The sequence below is a fragment of the Pseudomonas sp. ArH3a genome (assembly GCF_022648765.1).
GTDB lineage: Bacteria > Pseudomonadota > Gammaproteobacteria > Pseudomonadales > Pseudomonadaceae > Aquipseudomonas.
The window spans coordinates 4,508,158-4,523,772 of sequence record NZ_CP080330.1; the positions used below are offsets into that span (position 1 = coordinate 4,508,158).

General features: G+C 61.9%; 13 protein-coding genes. 6 read left to right on the forward strand and 7 right to left on the reverse strand.

What is annotated here, in order from left to right; genetic code table 11:
- Positions 1 to 2: 2 nt before the first annotated feature.
- The 5 genes from K0P33_RS20460 to K0P33_RS20480 all read left to right on the forward strand — a co-directional run bounded on the left by K0P33_RS20460 (position 3) and on the right by K0P33_RS20480 (position 6,099).
- Positions 3 to 1,271 carry a Zn-dependent hydrolase gene (locus tag K0P33_RS20460; RefSeq protein WP_094951318.1) on the forward strand — a complete coding sequence of 423 codons (1,269 nt, stop codon included), beginning with the start codon at positions 3 to 5 and terminating at the stop codon, positions 1,269 to 1,271.
- Positions 1,268 to 2,668, forward strand: a complete 1,401-nt coding sequence (locus K0P33_RS20465; protein WP_242150881.1) for an amidase — start codon at positions 1,268 to 1,270, stop codon at positions 2,666 to 2,668. Before K0P33_RS20460 ends, K0P33_RS20465 begins: the two co-directional genes overlap by 4 nt.
- A 92-nt stretch (positions 2,669 to 2,760) precedes the next feature.
- Positions 2,761 to 3,036 (forward strand): hypothetical protein, encoded by a 276-nt coding sequence (locus tag K0P33_RS20470; RefSeq protein WP_176462947.1) that lies wholly within the window; start codon positions 2,761 to 2,763, stop codon positions 3,034 to 3,036.
- Positions 3,037 to 4,172: 1,136 nt separating this feature from the next.
- Positions 4,173 to 5,036: a LysR family transcriptional regulator gene (locus tag K0P33_RS20475; RefSeq protein ID WP_242150883.1), complete on the forward strand. Its 864-nt coding sequence runs from the start codon at positions 4,173 to 4,175 to the stop codon at positions 5,034 to 5,036.
- Positions 5,037 to 5,094: 58 nt separating this feature from the next.
- Positions 5,095 to 6,099: a LacI family DNA-binding transcriptional regulator gene (locus K0P33_RS20480; protein ID WP_094951550.1), complete on the forward strand. Its 1,005-nt coding sequence runs from the start codon at positions 5,095 to 5,097 to the stop codon at positions 6,097 to 6,099.
- Here the strand turns inward: K0P33_RS20480 and K0P33_RS20485 are convergent.
- From K0P33_RS20485 to K0P33_RS20510, 6 genes are all read right to left on the reverse strand, one after another.
- Complete coding sequence (locus K0P33_RS20485) at positions 6,096 to 6,821, reverse strand: SDR family oxidoreductase (RefSeq protein ID WP_242150886.1); 726 nt, start codon at positions 6,819 to 6,821, stop codon at positions 6,096 to 6,098. The genes K0P33_RS20480 and K0P33_RS20485 overlap by 4 nt on opposite strands.
- Positions 6,822 to 6,898: 77 nt before the next feature.
- Complete coding sequence (locus K0P33_RS20490) at positions 6,899 to 8,431, reverse strand: FGGY-family carbohydrate kinase (protein ID WP_242150889.1); 1,533 nt, start codon at positions 8,429 to 8,431, stop codon at positions 6,899 to 6,901.
- 1 nt (position 8,432) lies between these two features.
- A complete protein-coding gene (locus K0P33_RS20495; RefSeq protein ID WP_094951548.1) occupies positions 8,433 to 9,512 on the reverse strand; it encodes an alcohol dehydrogenase catalytic domain-containing protein in 1,080 nt (359 codons plus the stop codon).
- A 26-nt stretch (positions 9,513 to 9,538) separates the two neighbouring features.
- Positions 9,539 to 10,531 carry a ribose ABC transporter permease gene (locus tag K0P33_RS20500; RefSeq protein WP_094951553.1) on the reverse strand — a complete coding sequence of 331 codons (993 nt, stop codon included), beginning with the start codon at positions 10,529 to 10,531 and terminating at the stop codon, positions 9,539 to 9,541.
- Positions 10,497 to 12,005, reverse strand: a complete 1,509-nt coding sequence (locus tag K0P33_RS20505) for a sugar ABC transporter ATP-binding protein (RefSeq protein WP_094951547.1) — start codon at positions 12,003 to 12,005, stop codon at positions 10,497 to 10,499. Before K0P33_RS20505 ends, K0P33_RS20500 begins: the two co-directional genes overlap by 35 nt.
- A gap of 64 nt (positions 12,006 to 12,069) precedes the next feature.
- On the reverse strand, positions 12,070 to 12,993 hold the full coding sequence (locus K0P33_RS20510; protein ID WP_242150892.1) for a substrate-binding domain-containing protein: 924 nt from the start codon (positions 12,991 to 12,993) through the stop codon (positions 12,070 to 12,072).
- Between the two features lie 330 nt (positions 12,994 to 13,323).
- Here K0P33_RS20510 and K0P33_RS20515 point away from each other — a divergent pair, with 330 nt between their 5' ends.
- Entirely contained in the window at positions 13,324 to 13,995 is a 672-nt protein-coding gene (locus K0P33_RS20515; protein WP_094951545.1) for a sterol desaturase family protein, read from the forward strand.
- A gap of 64 nt (positions 13,996 to 14,059) precedes the next feature.
- Here the strand turns inward: K0P33_RS20515 and K0P33_RS20520 are convergent, their stop codons facing one another.
- On the reverse strand, positions 14,060 to 15,505 hold the full coding sequence (locus K0P33_RS20520) for a hypothetical protein (protein WP_242150895.1): 1,446 nt from the start codon (positions 15,503 to 15,505) through the stop codon (positions 14,060 to 14,062).
- Positions 15,506 to 15,615 lie beyond the last annotated feature (110 nt).

A 15,615-nucleotide genomic window follows, 5' to 3' on the forward strand; every position in this document is an offset into this window, starting at 1 on the left:
CCATGAATAGTTTTGCGCAACCGCTCCAGAGCAACGCCCCGCTGATCAACCGCGACCGCCTGTGGCAATCGCTGATGGACCTGGCCCAACTCGGCGCTACCGTCAAAGGCGGCGTGTGCCGTCTGGCGCTCACCGATCTGGACCGCCAGGCCCGCGACCTGTTTGTACAGTGGTGCGAGGCGGCCGGGTGCAGCGTGAGTGTCGACGCCATCGGCAATATTTTCGCCCGTCGCGCAGGTCGTAATCCCGCCCTGCCCCCGGTGATGACCGGCAGCCATATCGACACCCAACCCACCGGCGGCAAGTTTGACGGCTGCTACGGGGTGATGGCCGGGCTGGAAGTGATCCGCACCTTGAATGACCTCGGCATTGAGACCCAAGCGCCGATTGAAGTGGTGGTGTGGACCAACGAAGAAGGCTCGCGCTTCCCGCCGTGCATGATGGGCTCCGGGGTCTTTGCCGGTCAGTTCGACTTGCAGGACACCCTCGACAAACTCGACGAGCAAGGCCTGTCGGTGGGAGCCGAACTGCAGCGCATCGGCTATGCCGGTTCGCGCGCGGTGCTCGGCCACGCGGTGGGCGCATATTTCGAGGCACACATCGAGCAAGGCCCGGTGTTGGAAGACCAGGCCACCACCATCGGCGTGGTCATGGGTTGCCTGGGCCAGAAGTGGTTCGACCTGACCCTCACCGGCGTCGAAGCCCACGCCGGCCCCACGCCCATGCACCTGCGCAAGGACGCGCTGGTCGGCGCCGCCGAGGTGGTCAGCGCGGTGAACCGTATCGCCCATCAGCAACAACCGCACGCTTGCGGCACCGTTGGCTGCCTGAGCCTGCACCCCGGTTCACGCAACGTGATTCCCGGCCAGGTGCACATGACCCTCGACCTGCGTCACCTGCATGCCGACAAGCTGCAGGCCATGGTCGATGAAGTGCGCGGCGTGATCGAAGCCACCGCTGCCCGGCATGGGTTGACGTTTGAACTGACGCCCACCGCCGACTTCCCGCCGCTGGACTTCAACCCGGCCTGCGTCAACGCGGTGCGCGATGGCGCAGCAGCTTTGGGCTTGAGCCATATGGACATCGTCAGCGGCGCCGGGCATGACGCGATTTTCGTCGCCGAACTCGGCCCGGCCGGGATGATTTTTGTGCCGTGCGAAGGCGGCATCAGCCACAACGAAATCGAAAACGCTGCGCCGGATGACCTGGCGGCAGGCTGCGCGGTGTTGCTGCGCGCCATGGTCAACGCGGCACAGGGGGAGCTGGCATGAGTGAGATGGGGCAACTGACAGCGGTGCAACTGCTGCAGCATTTTCGTGACAAGAGCCTGTCGCCGGTGGAGGTCACCGAAGACGCTTTGCTGCGTATCGAGCGCTACAACCCGGTGGTGAACGCCTACTGCCATGTCGATCCGGAAGGCGCATTGAACGCTGCGCGCGCCTCGGAGCAACGCTGGCTCAAGGGTCAACCCTGCGGCGCGCTGGACGGTGTGCCTGCATCCATCAAAGACCTGACGTTGACGCTCGGCATGCCCACCCGCAAGGGCTCGCGCACATCATCCGCCGACGGGCCGTGGAACGTGGATGCGCCCTTCTCAGCCTTGATGCGCAAGGCCGGCGCGGTGTTGCTGGGCAAGACCACCACCCCGGAATTCGGCTGGAAAGGCGTCACCGACAACCCGCTGTACGGCATCACCCGCAACCCGTGGGACACGCGCACCACGGCGGGTGGCTCATCCGGTGGCGCGGGGGCGGCGGCGGCGTTGAACCTGGGCGTGCTGCACCAGGGCAGCGATGCCGGCGGCTCGATTCGGATTCCGTGTGCGTTTACCGGCACTTTCGGCATCAAGCCGACCTTCGGCTATGTGCCGCAATGGCCAGCCAGTTCCATGACCATTCTGTCGCACCTGGGGCCGATGACCCGCACGGTGGAAGACACCGTGCTGATGCTGCAAACCGTCGCGCAGCCGGATGCGCGCGATGGCCTGATCGGCGCGCCACGGACCACGCCATGGCTCACCCCAGGTACAGATTTGAAAGGCTTGCGTGTGGCCTACAGCCCCACATTCGGTTATGTGGATGTCGATCCGCAAGTGGCCAAAGTCGTCGCCCAAGCGGTTGACGGTTTGGTGCAACTGGGCGCACATGTCGAGCAGATCGACCCGGGGTTCAGTGACCCTCTGCAGGTGTTCAGTACCTTATGGGCCGCCGGCGCCGCACGCCTGACCAGCACGATGAGCGAGGCGCAAAAACAGCTGCTGGACCCGGGCCTGCTGCGCATTGCACAACGCGGCGAGCACCTGAGCCTGGGCGACTTTAACGACGCCCTCGAAGCGCGTGCTGCACTGGTCGCGCGGATGGCCGCGTTCCACGAGCATTACGATGTGCTGGTTTCGCCGATGATGCCGATCACCGCGTTCGAGGCTGGGCACAACGTGCCGCCGGGTTCGGGTATGACTGAGTGGATGCAATGGACGCCGTTTACCTATCCCTTCAACCTCACCCAGCAACCGGCGGCGTCGGTGCCGTGCGGGCTGGCGGCGAATGGCTTGCCGGTGGGCCTGCATGTGGTGGCCGCGCGGTTTGCGGATGAACAGGTGCTGCGGGTGTGCCAGGCCTATGCAAAGGCGTTCCCCGCCGACCACCTTGAAGCACCGTGCGTGCTCTGAACTGTGGCTTTCGACCGCGGGTTGCGCTGTGCATCTGTGGTTGGATCTGGCTTATAATTCGCGCTTCAATTTTGTTGCGCGGATTGTTTCTGATGCTATTCACTAGGACCGTTCTGGCGAGTGCAGTGCTCGCCATCCTGCCGGCCATGGCCCACGCCACAGCGCTGGACCTGACCTACGAAGCCCCTGCCACCGAGGCTGCGCCACAGGCTGCACCGGCGACGGCCAAATCGTTGTTCCCGGTTACGACCCAGCCGCCGGTGACATTCGAGTACAACTGCAAGGGCCCACGCTGCACGTATGAACATGACCTGGAGCAGCGTCATGAAGACCAGACGACGCAAAGCTGGTCCGTCGGTTTTCAGTGACGGTCAGGTAATCTTTAGCTGAATTTTTGGGTAGATTGAGTACATATCCGTTGCTGCGGTAACGGCTTCGTAGGGTTCCGCCCTTACGGCGGGTCACTTTTGGAAAAGAGCCCCAAAAGTAACCAAAAGGGCTCTTGCCCCACCACTCGGCACCTCGCCTAGGCTCGGTGTGCCCTCACGCAGGCTTTGGACCGTGGGCCGCCGCCATGGGCCATCCTTGGCCCATCGCGGCTAAACCGGCGTCCTGCCGGTTTACCCACGCTCCAAAGCCTGCGTTCGGCCAGCGTGGTTTAACGGGGCGCCTAAGATCAAGATCAAGATCAAAAGCAAGAGCACGGCGGCCTAGTAGCCGACCTGAGAGGTTAAATCAAAAGCACTGCCGAGGCGGCCTGACAGCCGACCTGATATTTGAAACTGAACTCAATCTAATGTGGGAGCTGGCTTGCCTGCGATGGCATCAACTGGCTATGCCTGATACACCGAGGTGTCTGCATCGCAGGCAAGCCAGCTCCCACAGAAAAACAGAGTGCCACGGTGCTGGCAGCTAAACTCGGTCAAAATTGTGGGAGCGGGCTTGCTCGCGAAGGCGGTGGGGCAGTTACATATGAGCTGACTGACCCACCGCCTTCGCGAGCAAGCCCGCCCCCACATTGGGATCTCATTACATCAGCTAGATAGGGTGGTGCTCTGCTTCTGCTCTGCTCTGTTTTTGCCCTGCTTTTGCTTCAACCACTCAGGTCGGCTACTAGGCCGCCGTGCTCTTGCTTTTGATCTTAGGCGCCCCGTTAAACCACGATGGCCGAACGCAGGCTTGAATCCGTGGGTAACCCGGCAGGACGCCGGGTTAGCCGCGATGGGCCAAGGATGGCCCATGGCGGCGGCCCACGGATTCAAGCCGGAGTGAGGGCATGCCGAGCCTAGGCGAGGCACCGAGTGGTGGGGCAAGAGCCCTTTTGGTTACTTTTGGGGCTCTTTTCCAAAAGTGACCCGCCGTAAGGGCGGAACCAATAGCCGCCGTTACCGCAGCAACGGATATGTACTCAATCCGCCTAAAGAAGCACCATCACAGGCAACCCACCTCCCACAGCGTTGAACACATTCCACTACAATGCCCCCCATTCATCCCCGGGGGCTTCATGGACATCGAACTGGCACGCACCTTCCTCGAAATAACCCGCTGCGGCAGCCTGGCCGCAGCGGCCGAGAAACTGCACGTCACCCAGACCGCCATCACCGCACGCGTGAAAAACCTCGAAAGCCAGCTCAACAGCACGCTGTTCATCCGCAACCGCGCCGGTGCACGCCTGACCGCCGACGGCGAGGCCTTTGTGGTCTACGCCAACCAGCTGCTGCAAACCTGGGAAGCCGCAAAACGTGACCTACCGCTGCCCGACGGCTACCGCAATGTGCTGCATATCGGCGGTGAGGTCAGCCTGTGCAACCCACTGATGCTCGGCTGGGCCCAAGCCCTGCGCGAACATATCCCGGGGCACGCCTTGCGTACCGAAGTACGCGAAGGCGAATACCTGCTGCGCCAACTGGAACTGGGCGTGCTCGACGCCGCCCTAGTGTTCCAACCCCAATACTGGCCAGGGTTGCAGGTAGAGCAGGTGCTGGAAGAAAAACTGATCCTGGTGCAGTTGGTGAGCAAACCCGACCCGTACGTCTACATCGACTGGGGCCCAGGGTTTCGCCAGCAGCATGACGCCGCCCTACCCGACAAGGCCCGCGCCGCGCTGAGTTTCAACCTCGGGCCGCTAGCCTTGCAGTACATCCTGGAAAACGGCGGCGCCGGTTATTTCCGCACGCGCGTGGTGCAAAGCTACCTGGACAGCGGCGTGATGCAGCGCGTGCCGAAGGCGCCGGAGTTCAGTTTCCCGACTTACCTGGTGTACTCACGGGCGCGGGATTCGGCGGTGTTGCAACAGGCACTGGCGTTGCTGCGCGATGTGGTCAAAGCCGAAAGTGACTGGTCACAACGCTGGGACCCGCTGATTTGAATCACCCTACACCTGCGCGCATGCTAGCCTGCGGATGTTTCCTTTTGCAGCCTTAGCGATGAACAAGAAAAAGTCCGTCACCATCAGCGACATCGCCAAACGGGTCGGCATGACCACCATCACGGTGTCCCGCGCGCTGAGCAAGCCCGACCTGGTCAAACCCGCCACCCTGGCGCGCATTCTCGAAGTCGCGCGGGAGCTGGATTACGTGCCGAACGCCTTTGCCCGTGGGCTCAAGCGCAGTGAAAGCCTGATCATCGGCGTGATCACGGCGTCGGTGGACAACCCGTTCTACAGCGAAATGATCAAGGCGATTTCCCGCGAGGCCAAACAGCACGGCTACACCATCATGCTGGTGGACACCGACGAGCTCGAAGAACTGGAAAGCAAAGCCGTCGACACCCTGCTGGGCTACCGCGTGGCGGGGATCATCTTGTCGCCGGTCTCCGATGAGCCGAGCTACCAGCCTGATTACCTGGAGCGCCTGGGCAACGGCAAAACCCCGGTGGTGCTGCTCGACCGTACGATTCACGACAGCCCGTTCAGCCGTGTGGTGCTCGACAACTACCACAGCGGCATCCAGGCCGCGCACTACCTGCTGCGCCAGACACCCGAGCTCAAGCGCCTGCTGGTGCTGACCGGGCCCGCGCATTCGCGTATCACTGTGGAGCGCCTCAAGGGCCTGCGCGAAGTGCTCGCCGACCATCCGCATATTCAGGTTGAAGTGCAGGCCGGCGACTACACGCTGATGCCGTCGTACCTGCACACCCTCGACTACCTGGCCGAACACACGGCGCCGGACGCGATCATGGGCTTCAACCAGTTGATCACCCTCGGCGCGTTGCGCGCCTTGCGCATGCACAACATCCCCCACGACAGCCTGACCATCTGCGGCATTGACCGCCTGCCCTTCGCCGATATCTTCGGTGTGCCCATCGCCTGCGTGGCCCACGACGCCTCCTTGGCCGGCAGCAGCGCGGTACGCCTGCTGCTTGATCGCCTGGAAGATCCGTACAAACCACGGGACAAAGTGGTGATCACAGGCGTTTTGGAAAACGGCTAGCGGCTGGTGTAGCCGCCATCAATCGGCAGGCTTACGCCGCTGATCATGCTCGCGGCGTCGCTGAGCAGGAATAGCACCGGCAGTGCGACTTCCACGGTTTCAGCGAAACGCCCCAACGGAATGGCCGCCAGCGCTGGGTCGCGCTTGGCCGGGTCGGACCAGGCCATGGTCGCCATGGGTGTGAGCGTGACGGTGGGGTTAACGCTGTTGACGCGTATACCGAAACGGCCCCATTCGGCGCATTGCACGCGGGTGATCGCGTCCAGTGCGGCTTTGGAGGCGCAGTAGGCGAGGTGATCGTCCAGCGCGACCAATGAGGCTTGGCTGGAGACATTGACGATGCTGCCGGCGACTTTCGCTTCGATCATCTTGGCCGCCACCCGACTGGCGACCTGGGCGGCGGCGCGGGCGTTGACCTGCATCACCGGGTCGAAAGCATCAGCGCTGATCGCCGCGGCGGGTTCCAAGCGCGAGATGCCGGCGCAGTTGACCAGGCCGTGCAGTGGCGGCAGGTCATGCAGGGCTTTGTCGAGCGCGGCGCTGTCGGCGATGTCCACACAGACCGTGTTGCAGCCCAGTTTGGCCAAGGCCTTGGCGTCACGGCCGAGGGCAAAGACCTCGGCGCCGCTGGCGATCAGTTGCAGGGCGATTTGGTGGCCGATGCCACTGCTCGCGCCGGTGACGAGGATGCGCTGGTGGGTGAAGTTGAAGGCTGCGTTCATGGTCACTATTCCATAGGCAATGAAGATCCCCTGTGGGAGCTGGCTTGCCTGCTCCCACATTTCTGGACCGCGTTGTTTCAGTTGTTTTGCAGGCTGTGCATGATGGGTTTGAGGGCTGGATACAGCTTTAGATACGCCGCAAACGCCTGGTCATAGACCGCGACATTCTCGCGCTTGGGCTGCGCGCGCAGTTCCAACTGCACCCAGCCCGTCTCCATCTGCCCGTCACTCACCAACCCCACCGTATGCGCCGCCAGCAACGCCGCGCCCAGCGCCGCTTCCACCTCCTGCACAATGGTGTAGACCGGGTAGCGGGTGACATCCGCAATAATCTGCATCCACAAATCCGAATGGCTCGCGCCACCCACCACAATCAGGCGCGGGTCCAGCGAGTGGGCGCCTTGCGTGCCGGCGTCGATGTTGTGGCGCAGGGCGAAACTCACGCCTTCGAGCACCGCGCGGTACAGGTGGATGCGGCTGTGGTACAGGTTCAGCCCGACAAAACTGCCGCTGGCGCGGTCATCCCACACCGGGCTGCGTTCGCCCATCAAGTACGGCAGGAACAACAAGCCTTCGCTGCCCGCCGGCACCTTCATCGCGCTCTGCTCCAGCAACACCAGGCTGTCCTGCCCGGTGGCTTTGGCCTGCTGCTCCTCGGCCTGGCAGAACTGCTCGCGAAACCAACTGACCGACGCCCCGGCGGTGATCGCGCCGCCAAAGATGTACAGGTCCCGGTGGCCGTTGTAGACATGCGGCATGCTCACCAACCCGTGACGCGCGTCCACCTGCTGGTTCAGGTAGCCCCAGCACATACTGGTGCCGATCATCGCCACGTGGTTGCCCGGTTGCGTGACACCGGCCGCCAACGTTGCCATGGCCGCATCGACGCCACCGGCAAGAATCGGCGTCCCCGCCTGTAAACCAAGGCGCGTAGCCCAGGTTTCCAGCAGCCCGCCTACGACTTCACCGGAATACACCAGCCGCTCGGGCATCATCGCCAACGGAATCTCGAGTGCCGCCAGCATCTCCTCGGACCAGCGCCGTTGCGCCACGTCGTAGACGCCGCCAATATTGCCGGCGCTGCTGTGGTCCACCGCCAGCTCACCGGTCAGGCACCAGTTGATATAGCTGTTGGGCGGCAGCAGGTAACGTGTTTCTGCCCACACTTGCGGCTGATGCTGCTTGAGCCAGAGCATCTTGGTGAAGCCGTAGTAGCTGTCCACCGAGTTGCCCGTGACCGCGAACAAACGTTCCAGGTCCACATGCTCACGCACCCACGCCACCTGCTCGCCGGCGCGGCGGTCCATCCAGATCAGGCACGGGTGCAGCGGCGTGATCTGCGCATCCACGGCAATCCCCGAGCCGCCGTACAGGCTGCTGATGCACAGTGCCTTGACCTGCTGCGCGGCCACGCCGGCCTTGGCCATGCACTGCGCCACGCACGCCTCGACGGCCTCCAGCCAGACCTGCGGCCATTGTTCGGCCCAGCGCACTTTCGGGGTATCCACTCGATACCCCTGGCTGTGCTGGGCGATGATCGTGCCTTGAGCATCCACGAGCAGCGCCTTGGTGCTCTGGGTTCCTATGTCCACACCCATCACATAATTCATTTCAAATCACCGGTTTCAACAGCACCTTGATCGACTTGGTCGAGTTGGCCAGCTCGAACGCTTCGGCAAAGTTATCCAGCGGGAAGTCATGGGTGACGATGCCTTTGGAGGTGACCAGGCCGCGTTCGAACAGGTCGATGGCGATCGGGTAGCAATACGGGCCGAGGTGCGCGCCACGCACGTCCAGCTCCTTGCGGTCACCGATGATCGACCAGTCGACGCTGGTTTCGGCGCCGAACACGCTGAACTCGACAAAGCGCCCGAGCTTGCGGATCAGGTCCAGGCCTTGGGTCACACCGGCCGGCACGCCGGTGGTTTCGATGTACACGTCGCAGCCGTAATGATCGGTGAGGCCGTTGATGATCTCGCGGGCGTTGTCGCGCGATGGGTTGATCACCACGTCGGCGCCGAATTGCTTGGCCAGCTCCAGGCGCTCGTCGACCATGTCGATCACCACCAGTTTTTTCGGCGTCTTCAATGCGGCGACCTGGACCATGCACAGCCCGAGCGTGCCGGCACCGGCAATCACCACCACGTCATCGAGCTGGATTTCACCGCGGTTGACGGTGTGGATCGAGCAGGCCATCGGCTCCACCAGCGCCGAGTCCTCCAGCGACACCGATTCGGGAATTTTGTGCACGATGGCGGTCTTGGGAATGCGCATGTACTGGGCCATGCCGCCTTCGGCCACTTCACGCTGGAAGCCGAAGATGTTGTGCACTTCGCACATCCAGTATTTGCCCGACTTGCAGAAGCGGCACTTGGCGCACGGCACGATCTGCTCGGCGATCACTTTGTCGCCGACGGCGACTTCAAAGTGCTCCTCGGCGCCCTCGCCCACTTCAACCACATAGCCGAAAAACTCATGGCCCGGCACTACGGGCGCTTTGACCCACGGGTTATCGCCGCCCCAGAACATCGCCGCGCCCGAGTGGCATTTGCAGTCACTGGCGCAGATGCCGCAGGCGGCGATGCGGATCACCAGTTCATTGGGGCGCGCCTGGGGTTTGCTGATGCGCTGCAGGCGATAGTCTTTGGGGCCGTGGCAGACGACGGCTTGCATTTCGGTGTGCTTGTCCATGGGTGCAGTCCTGTAGTCAGATGAGTTTATTTATGGCGCTGACGGCTGATAAAGATCGCCAGCAAAATGATTGCGCCTTTGATCACGCTCTGAACGTAGGGCGATACGCCGAGCATGTTCAGGCCGTTGTTCAATACGCCGAGCAACATCGCGCCGAGCAAGGTGCCGACGATGACCCCGCGCCCGCCGGCAATCGAGGCGCCGCCGAGTACCACGGCAGCAATCGCATCCAGCTCGAACGACACGCCGGCATTCGGCTGGCCGCTCATCAAGCGTGAGGTCAGCACCAACCCGGCAATCGCCGCCGTCAGGCCGCTGATGCCATACACCAGCAGCTTGAAGCGCGCCGCGCGCACGCCCGACAAACGCACCGCTTCTTCATTGCCGCCGATGGCATAGATGTAGCGGCCGATGCGCGTGTGCTGCAGCAGCACGTAGGCGGCGAAGTAGGTGATGAGCATGATCAGGATCGGCACTTCGATGCCGAACAGGCGTTGGCGGCCGAAGAAGCCGAACCACTCCGGCAACCCGGAAATCGGGTAACCGTCGGTGTACATCAGGCCCAGGCCACGGGCGATGCCCATGGTCGCCAGGGTGACGATGATTGGCGGCATGTGCAGGTAGGCGACGAACAGCCCGTTGCCGATGCCGAAGGCCACGCCAATCAGCATCCCGGCGCCAATCGCCAGGCCCGGCGGCAGGCCCGCGACCATCAAACCGGCGGTCAAGGTGCCGGACAGCGCCATCACCGGCCCTACCGACAAGTCGATGCCACCGGTGAGAATCACGCAGGTCATGCCCACCGCGATAATCGCGTTGATCGACACCTGGCGAGCAATGTTCGACAGGTTGCTGGTGGTCAGGAAGGTGTCGCTGGCGAGGATCATCACCAGGGTCACCACCACCAGCCCCACGAATGGATAGAAGGCCGGCGAGCGCACCAGCCGCGCCAGGTGCAGGCGCAGCCGGCCGGTGTCGCCGGTGTTAATGGACGTATTCACTTGAGCCCCCTGTTGCATGGCGCATGACCTCTTGTGGGTTGACGGCAGACGCTTCGAGTACCTTGACGATGGCGCCTTTGTGGAACACGGCGACGCGGTCGCACATGCCGATGACTTCGGGCAGTTCAGAGGAAATCATGATGATGGCGTAACCCTGTTCGGTGAGGCTGCGCATCAAGGCGTAGATCTGCGCCTTGGCGCCGACGTCGATGCCGCGCGTGGGTTCGTCGAACACCAGCACGTCGCAGTGGTGGTTGATCCAGCGCGCAATCACAACCTTTTGCTGGTTGCCGCCGCTGAGGTTGAACACTCGGCTCTCGCCGCTGGGCGCTTTGATCGACAGCTGGCGCATCAGGTCTTCGACGCTGGCGCACTCCTTGGCCTTGTCGATCAGCCCCGAGGCATTCTGGTATTTGGGCAGGTTGTTCAGGGAGATGTTTTCGCGAATGCTGAAATCGGTGATCAAGCCTTCGCTCTTGCGGCTTTCGGGCAGCAGGCCGATGCCGTGGGCCAGGGCTTGGGCCGGGTCATCAAGGGTGACTTTTTCGCCACGCAGCCACACCTCTTTGCTGACTGAGGGCAGCGCGCCCATCATGCCCAGTGCCAGTTCAGTGCGGCCGGAACCGACCAAACCGGCAAACCCGAGGATCTCGCCTTTGTGCAGTTGGAAGCTGTTGTGGGGGCCGTTACGCACCAGTTGGATGTCCTTGACCTCCAGTAACAACGGGCCACGCGCTGTGGTCGGTTTGGGCGGAAAACTGCTTTCCAGGCGACGGCCGACCATCATCTCGACGAGGCGGTCGATGTCACTGTCAGCCACATCGGTTACGCCGACATTGCCGCCGTCGCGCAATACGCTGATGCGGTCGCAAACCTGGAAGATTTCCTCAAGGTGATGAGAGATAAAAATCACCGCCACGCCTTGGCGCTTGAGTTCGCGCATGATCTCGAACAGCAGCTCGGCTTCGCTGGGCGTCAGCGTCGCGGTCGGCTCATCAAGCACCAGCAGGCGCGCATCCAGGGCCAGGGCCTTGGCAATTTCGACAAACTGCTGCTCGGCCACACTCAGGTGCTTGACCGCGCATTGCAGGTCGATGCTCACGCCCAAACGCTTGAACAACGCCTCGGCCGCCTCGACCATCTCGCGCTTGCGCAGCAGGCCGAAGCGATTGCTCAACTCGTGGCCGAGGAAGATATTTTCCACCGCCGTGAGGTAGGGAATCAGGCTGAACTCCTGGAACACGATGCCAATACCGGCGGCAATCGCATCGCGGTAGGTCGCGAACTGCTGCGCCTGGCCGTCGATCAGGATCTGCCCTTCGTCCTGATGTTCGACACCGCCGAGGATCTTCATCAGGGTCGACTTGCCCGCGCCATTTTCGCCGAGCAAAGCATGAATCTCGCCGCGCTCCACTTGCAAGTTGATGGCCTTGAGGGCCTGTACGCCCGGGTAACGCTTACAGATATTTTCCAGCTTGAGAAGACTGCTCATACCACCGACCTCGTATTCAGAAGGAATGACCTAGGCCCCACGGATCACATGGGGCCTGGGCGATTTACCAGCTGAAGTCCTTGGCTTTGGCCTGGTCGATCAAGGTGATGTCCACCGGGATGGTGGCGGGCACTTGCGAGCCCCACTTCTTGGCCAGGGCGATGCCCAGGGCCAGACGGATCTGGTCGCGCGGGTATTGCGCCGAGGTGGCGATGAACTTGCTGCCGGGTTTCTGGATCGCCTTGATCGCTTCCGGCGCGCCGTCGACGCTCACCAGTTTCACGTCCAGGCCACTGGCTTCGATGGCCGAGAGCGCGCCGAGGGAGCCGTTGTCATTCACGCTGAAAATGCCTTTGAGCGTGGGCTGGGCCTGCAGCATGTTTTCGGTGACGGTCAGCGCCTGGTCACGTTCCTGCTTGCCGTTCTGGATGCTCACGATTTTGATGTCCGGGTGCTTGGCCACGGCCTCTTTGCAGCCGCGCACACGCTCGAGGATCGGCACCACGGCGATGCCGTCGAGGATCGCGATGTTGCCTTTGTCGCCGATATTCTTGGCCAGGTATTCACAGGCCTGGAAGCCGGCGTCGAAGTTCTTCGAACCGACGAAGGAGTCCAGCGGGCCGTCGGCCTGGGCGTCTACCGCGACCACCACCACACCGGCGGCGTGGGCGGATTTGACCGCCGACTGCACGCCGACCGAATCGGTGGGGTTGATCAGCAGGATGTCGATGCCTTTTTGCAGCATGTCTTCGACGTCGCTGACTTGCTTGGACACGTCGTGGCGAGCGTCAGTGATGATCAGTTTTGCACCGATGGTTGCACTGGCTTCTTCCAGGGCGTTTTTCATGGTGACGAAATAGGGGTTGTTGATTTCCTGGAAGGAGGCGCCGATACGGATGGGTTTGGCGGCGTCGGCGAACGCTGGGGAGGTAGAGCCGAGGGTGATGCTAACAGCCAGTAAACACAGGGTCTTCGGGAGCATTTTCATGGCGTAGTTCTCTGTTTTGTTTTTATTTTTAGAGCAAATGTTATCGATAACATTTTGCGAGAAACTAGCAAGTAAATGGAGGCTGTGCAAGCCCCCATTGGTCGCCCGGGGCTGGATACCCTTCCTGGCCCACCCTGATCAAATGTGGGAGCTGGCTTGCCTGCGATGGCATCCACTCGCTATGCCTGGTACACCGAGGTACCTGCATCGCAGCGGTGCGGCGACCCGACAAGCCAGCTCCCACCTTTGATCGCGTAGCCGGCAAAAACTCGCACATTCCCCACCACCAACTAAGCTCACCCTCTAACAAAAAACACCGAGCTGACCGCCATGGCCCACCCTACCGAGACCTTCCGCGCCCGTTATCGCGCCAACGTGAATCCCCATTACAACCCATGGCTCCACGCCTGTTTCGTGCTCGGCTACGGCATTTTCTGCATCACCCTGGCCTGGTCCTCCACCGAACACATCACCCCACTCCAGTGGCTGACGGTGCCCCTGACCCTGGTGTTCTTCAACCTGTGTATCTACCTCGTCCACCGCCACCTCGGCCACCACAAACACGCCCTCGCCAAACTGTTTTACGCGCGCCACACCGGCGACCATCACAGCTTCTTCACCCCCGGCCATATGACCTACGACAGCCCCCGGGACTGGCGCGTGATCCTGTTCCCCGCCTGGCTGATAGTGCTGCATAGCCTGGCTATCACCTTCCCCGCCTGGTGGCTGCTCAAACACCTGAGCCCGAACGTCGCCGGGCTGTTTGCCGGGTGCATGATCCTGGGCTATCTGCTTTACGAAGTGTTCCACGCCTGCGAACACCTGCCCGCCGAACACCGCGTGGCACGCCTGCCTTGGATTCGCCAGATGCACCAACTGCACGCCCTGCATCATCGGCGCGAGCTGATGCAGGGGCGCAATTTCAATATCGTGCTACCGCTGATGGATTACCTGTTCGGCACCCTGCACTGGGAGCCTGCCCCACGCGACAACTCAAAGTAGGCGCTCACCAACGAAAAAGGGGCAGTCCAAATGGACTGCCCCCTGCCTCACTCAAGTCAATCGATCAGCGCACGATGCGCTGGCTGCAGATATGACCCAGGCTGACGTACTGCGAGATATTGCCGCCCACGCCCACACCCGGAAACTCCTTGAGCTCGATGCGCCAGCCACCCTCGTTGAACCAGGTATCCCAGTTGTACGTCTGGCCGGACCCACTGTCCGGGTAGACCACGTGGTAGTCGCCGGAGCAAGTGCCCAGGTCGACATTGCCCGAAGCTGCACCAGTGATGCCGGTCCTGGCCTCGTAATTGACCCAGTTGTAGGGGCCACTGAAGCGCTTGTCGACCCGAAGTACCGGGGTGACACCGCGCAAGGGTGCACCGGTACTGTCAGACCATCGGGTGCTCCAGCTCAGGCTGCGCGCCGCCTGGGTGGCCAGTTGGTAGATCGAGCTGGGGATGCGCACCACGTTGTCGCCGTTTACGTCGTACTGGTCCAGGCGTGGCGCCGAACCCAGGCTCAACTTATATTGCGCCTGCGGGTTCAGTGCTACCGCCGGGTTGGCCCGCACACGCACCTTGACGGTGTAGCCCGGGGTCAAGTTCGGGTAAGTCGAGGTGGAACCTTGCGGGACTTCCACCCAGTTATTGCCATCAAAGCGCTCGAAAATCCACTGGTTGCGTGTGCCCGCGCCGTCATCGCCGAGGAACATACCCACGCCTTGGCCGCGCAACGAGGTGAAGTCGAAGTAATCGACATCGTTGACGCTATCGAGGTTGCCCGACACCTGGTTCAACCCATCCGGCAGCGCAAATGCGGTTTGCGGGGTGTCGTTGGGTTCATAAGCATCGATATTGCTATCCACCGCCACGCCGAAACTGAACTGCGAGTTGCTCGCGGTATTGGCCACCATGAACCAGTAATAGTCACCGGCCGCCAGCACACCGTTGAGGTATTCATCGGCATTGCCAGCGTTATCGGAGGTGCCCAATGGCGTCAGGTTACCCTGGCCATCATCGTGGAACAGGGTCAATGACATGTCGGTACCGGCGCTCTGGTTCAGCAACTGTACCTGGACCCGCGCGTTTTTCGGCAGGTTGAAGTGGTAGGCGATTTGCGCACCGGTCTCCACCCCGGTAAGGGTGTACAGCGTGTTGATATCCAGGGTTGGAAACAGCGGCGTGAATGCAGCAATCGCAGCGTCTTTCATTTGCGCCTGGTCGGGTTTCTTCAACTCGCCAACCTTGGTGTCGACCGCCACGTTGCTGGGGGCCGCCTTGCTCGCAGGCGCCTTGGCCTTGCCGGCCTTCGCCGCGTTGAGCTTTTGCTTGAGCGCGTCCGAGACCTGGATCGACTCCAGCGTACCGCCGGGGTTCAGCGCGTTACCCACGGCCTGCTTGAGCGTTTCTGCGCTGAGTTTCGGGAGGCTTGGTTCGGCCAGGGCGAAGGCCGAAACGAAGCAGGAGGCCACCATGGCCGCGCCCAGCATAAAGGCTTTTTTCGATTTCATTTTTTATCCATCCATAGTTAAAAAATTGAAGCTCAGGTGACATCCGGTCACCTAGGGTGAAATGTAGGACACTACTGGATAAATGAACAGTGCTTTTTTTGAAAAAAATA

Coding starts and splice junctions, on each gene's coding strand:
- K0P33_RS20495 (WP_094951548.1), bottom strand. CDS start 9,512: ATGGACAAGCACACCGAAATGCAAGCCGTCGTCTGCCACGGCCCCAAA.
- K0P33_RS20510 (WP_242150892.1), bottom strand. CDS start 12,993: ATGAAAATGCTCCCGAAGACCCTGTGTTTACTGGCTGTTAGCATCACC.
- K0P33_RS20480 (WP_094951550.1), top strand. CDS start 5,095: ATGAACAAGAAAAAGTCCGTCACCATCAGCGACATCGCCAAACGGGTC.
- K0P33_RS20470 (WP_176462947.1), top strand. CDS start 2,761: ATGCTATTCACTAGGACCGTTCTGGCGAGTGCAGTGCTCGCCATCCTG.
- K0P33_RS20515 (WP_094951545.1), top strand. CDS start 13,324: ATGGCCCACCCTACCGAGACCTTCCGCGCCCGTTATCGCGCCAACGTG.
- K0P33_RS20505 (WP_094951547.1), bottom strand. CDS start 12,005: ATGAGCAGTCTTCTCAAGCTGGAAAATATCTGTAAGCGTTACCCGGGC.
- K0P33_RS20475 (WP_242150883.1), top strand. CDS start 4,173: ATGGACATCGAACTGGCACGCACCTTCCTCGAAATAACCCGCTGCGGC.
- K0P33_RS20490 (WP_242150889.1), bottom strand. CDS start 8,431: ATGAATTATGTGATGGGTGTGGACATAGGAACCCAGAGCACCAAGGCG.
- K0P33_RS20465 (WP_242150881.1), top strand. CDS start 1,268: ATGAGTGAGATGGGGCAACTGACAGCGGTGCAACTGCTGCAGCATTTT.
- K0P33_RS20485 (WP_242150886.1), bottom strand. CDS start 6,821: ATGAACGCAGCCTTCAACTTCACCCACCAGCGCATCCTCGTCACCGGC.
- K0P33_RS20520 (WP_242150895.1), bottom strand. CDS start 15,505: ATGAAATCGAAAAAAGCCTTTATGCTGGGCGCGGCCATGGTGGCCTCC.
- K0P33_RS20460 (WP_094951318.1), top strand. CDS start 3: ATGAATAGTTTTGCGCAACCGCTCCAGAGCAACGCCCCGCTGATCAAC.
- K0P33_RS20500 (WP_094951553.1), bottom strand. CDS start 10,531: ATGCAACAGGGGGCTCAAGTGAATACGTCCATTAACACCGGCGACACC.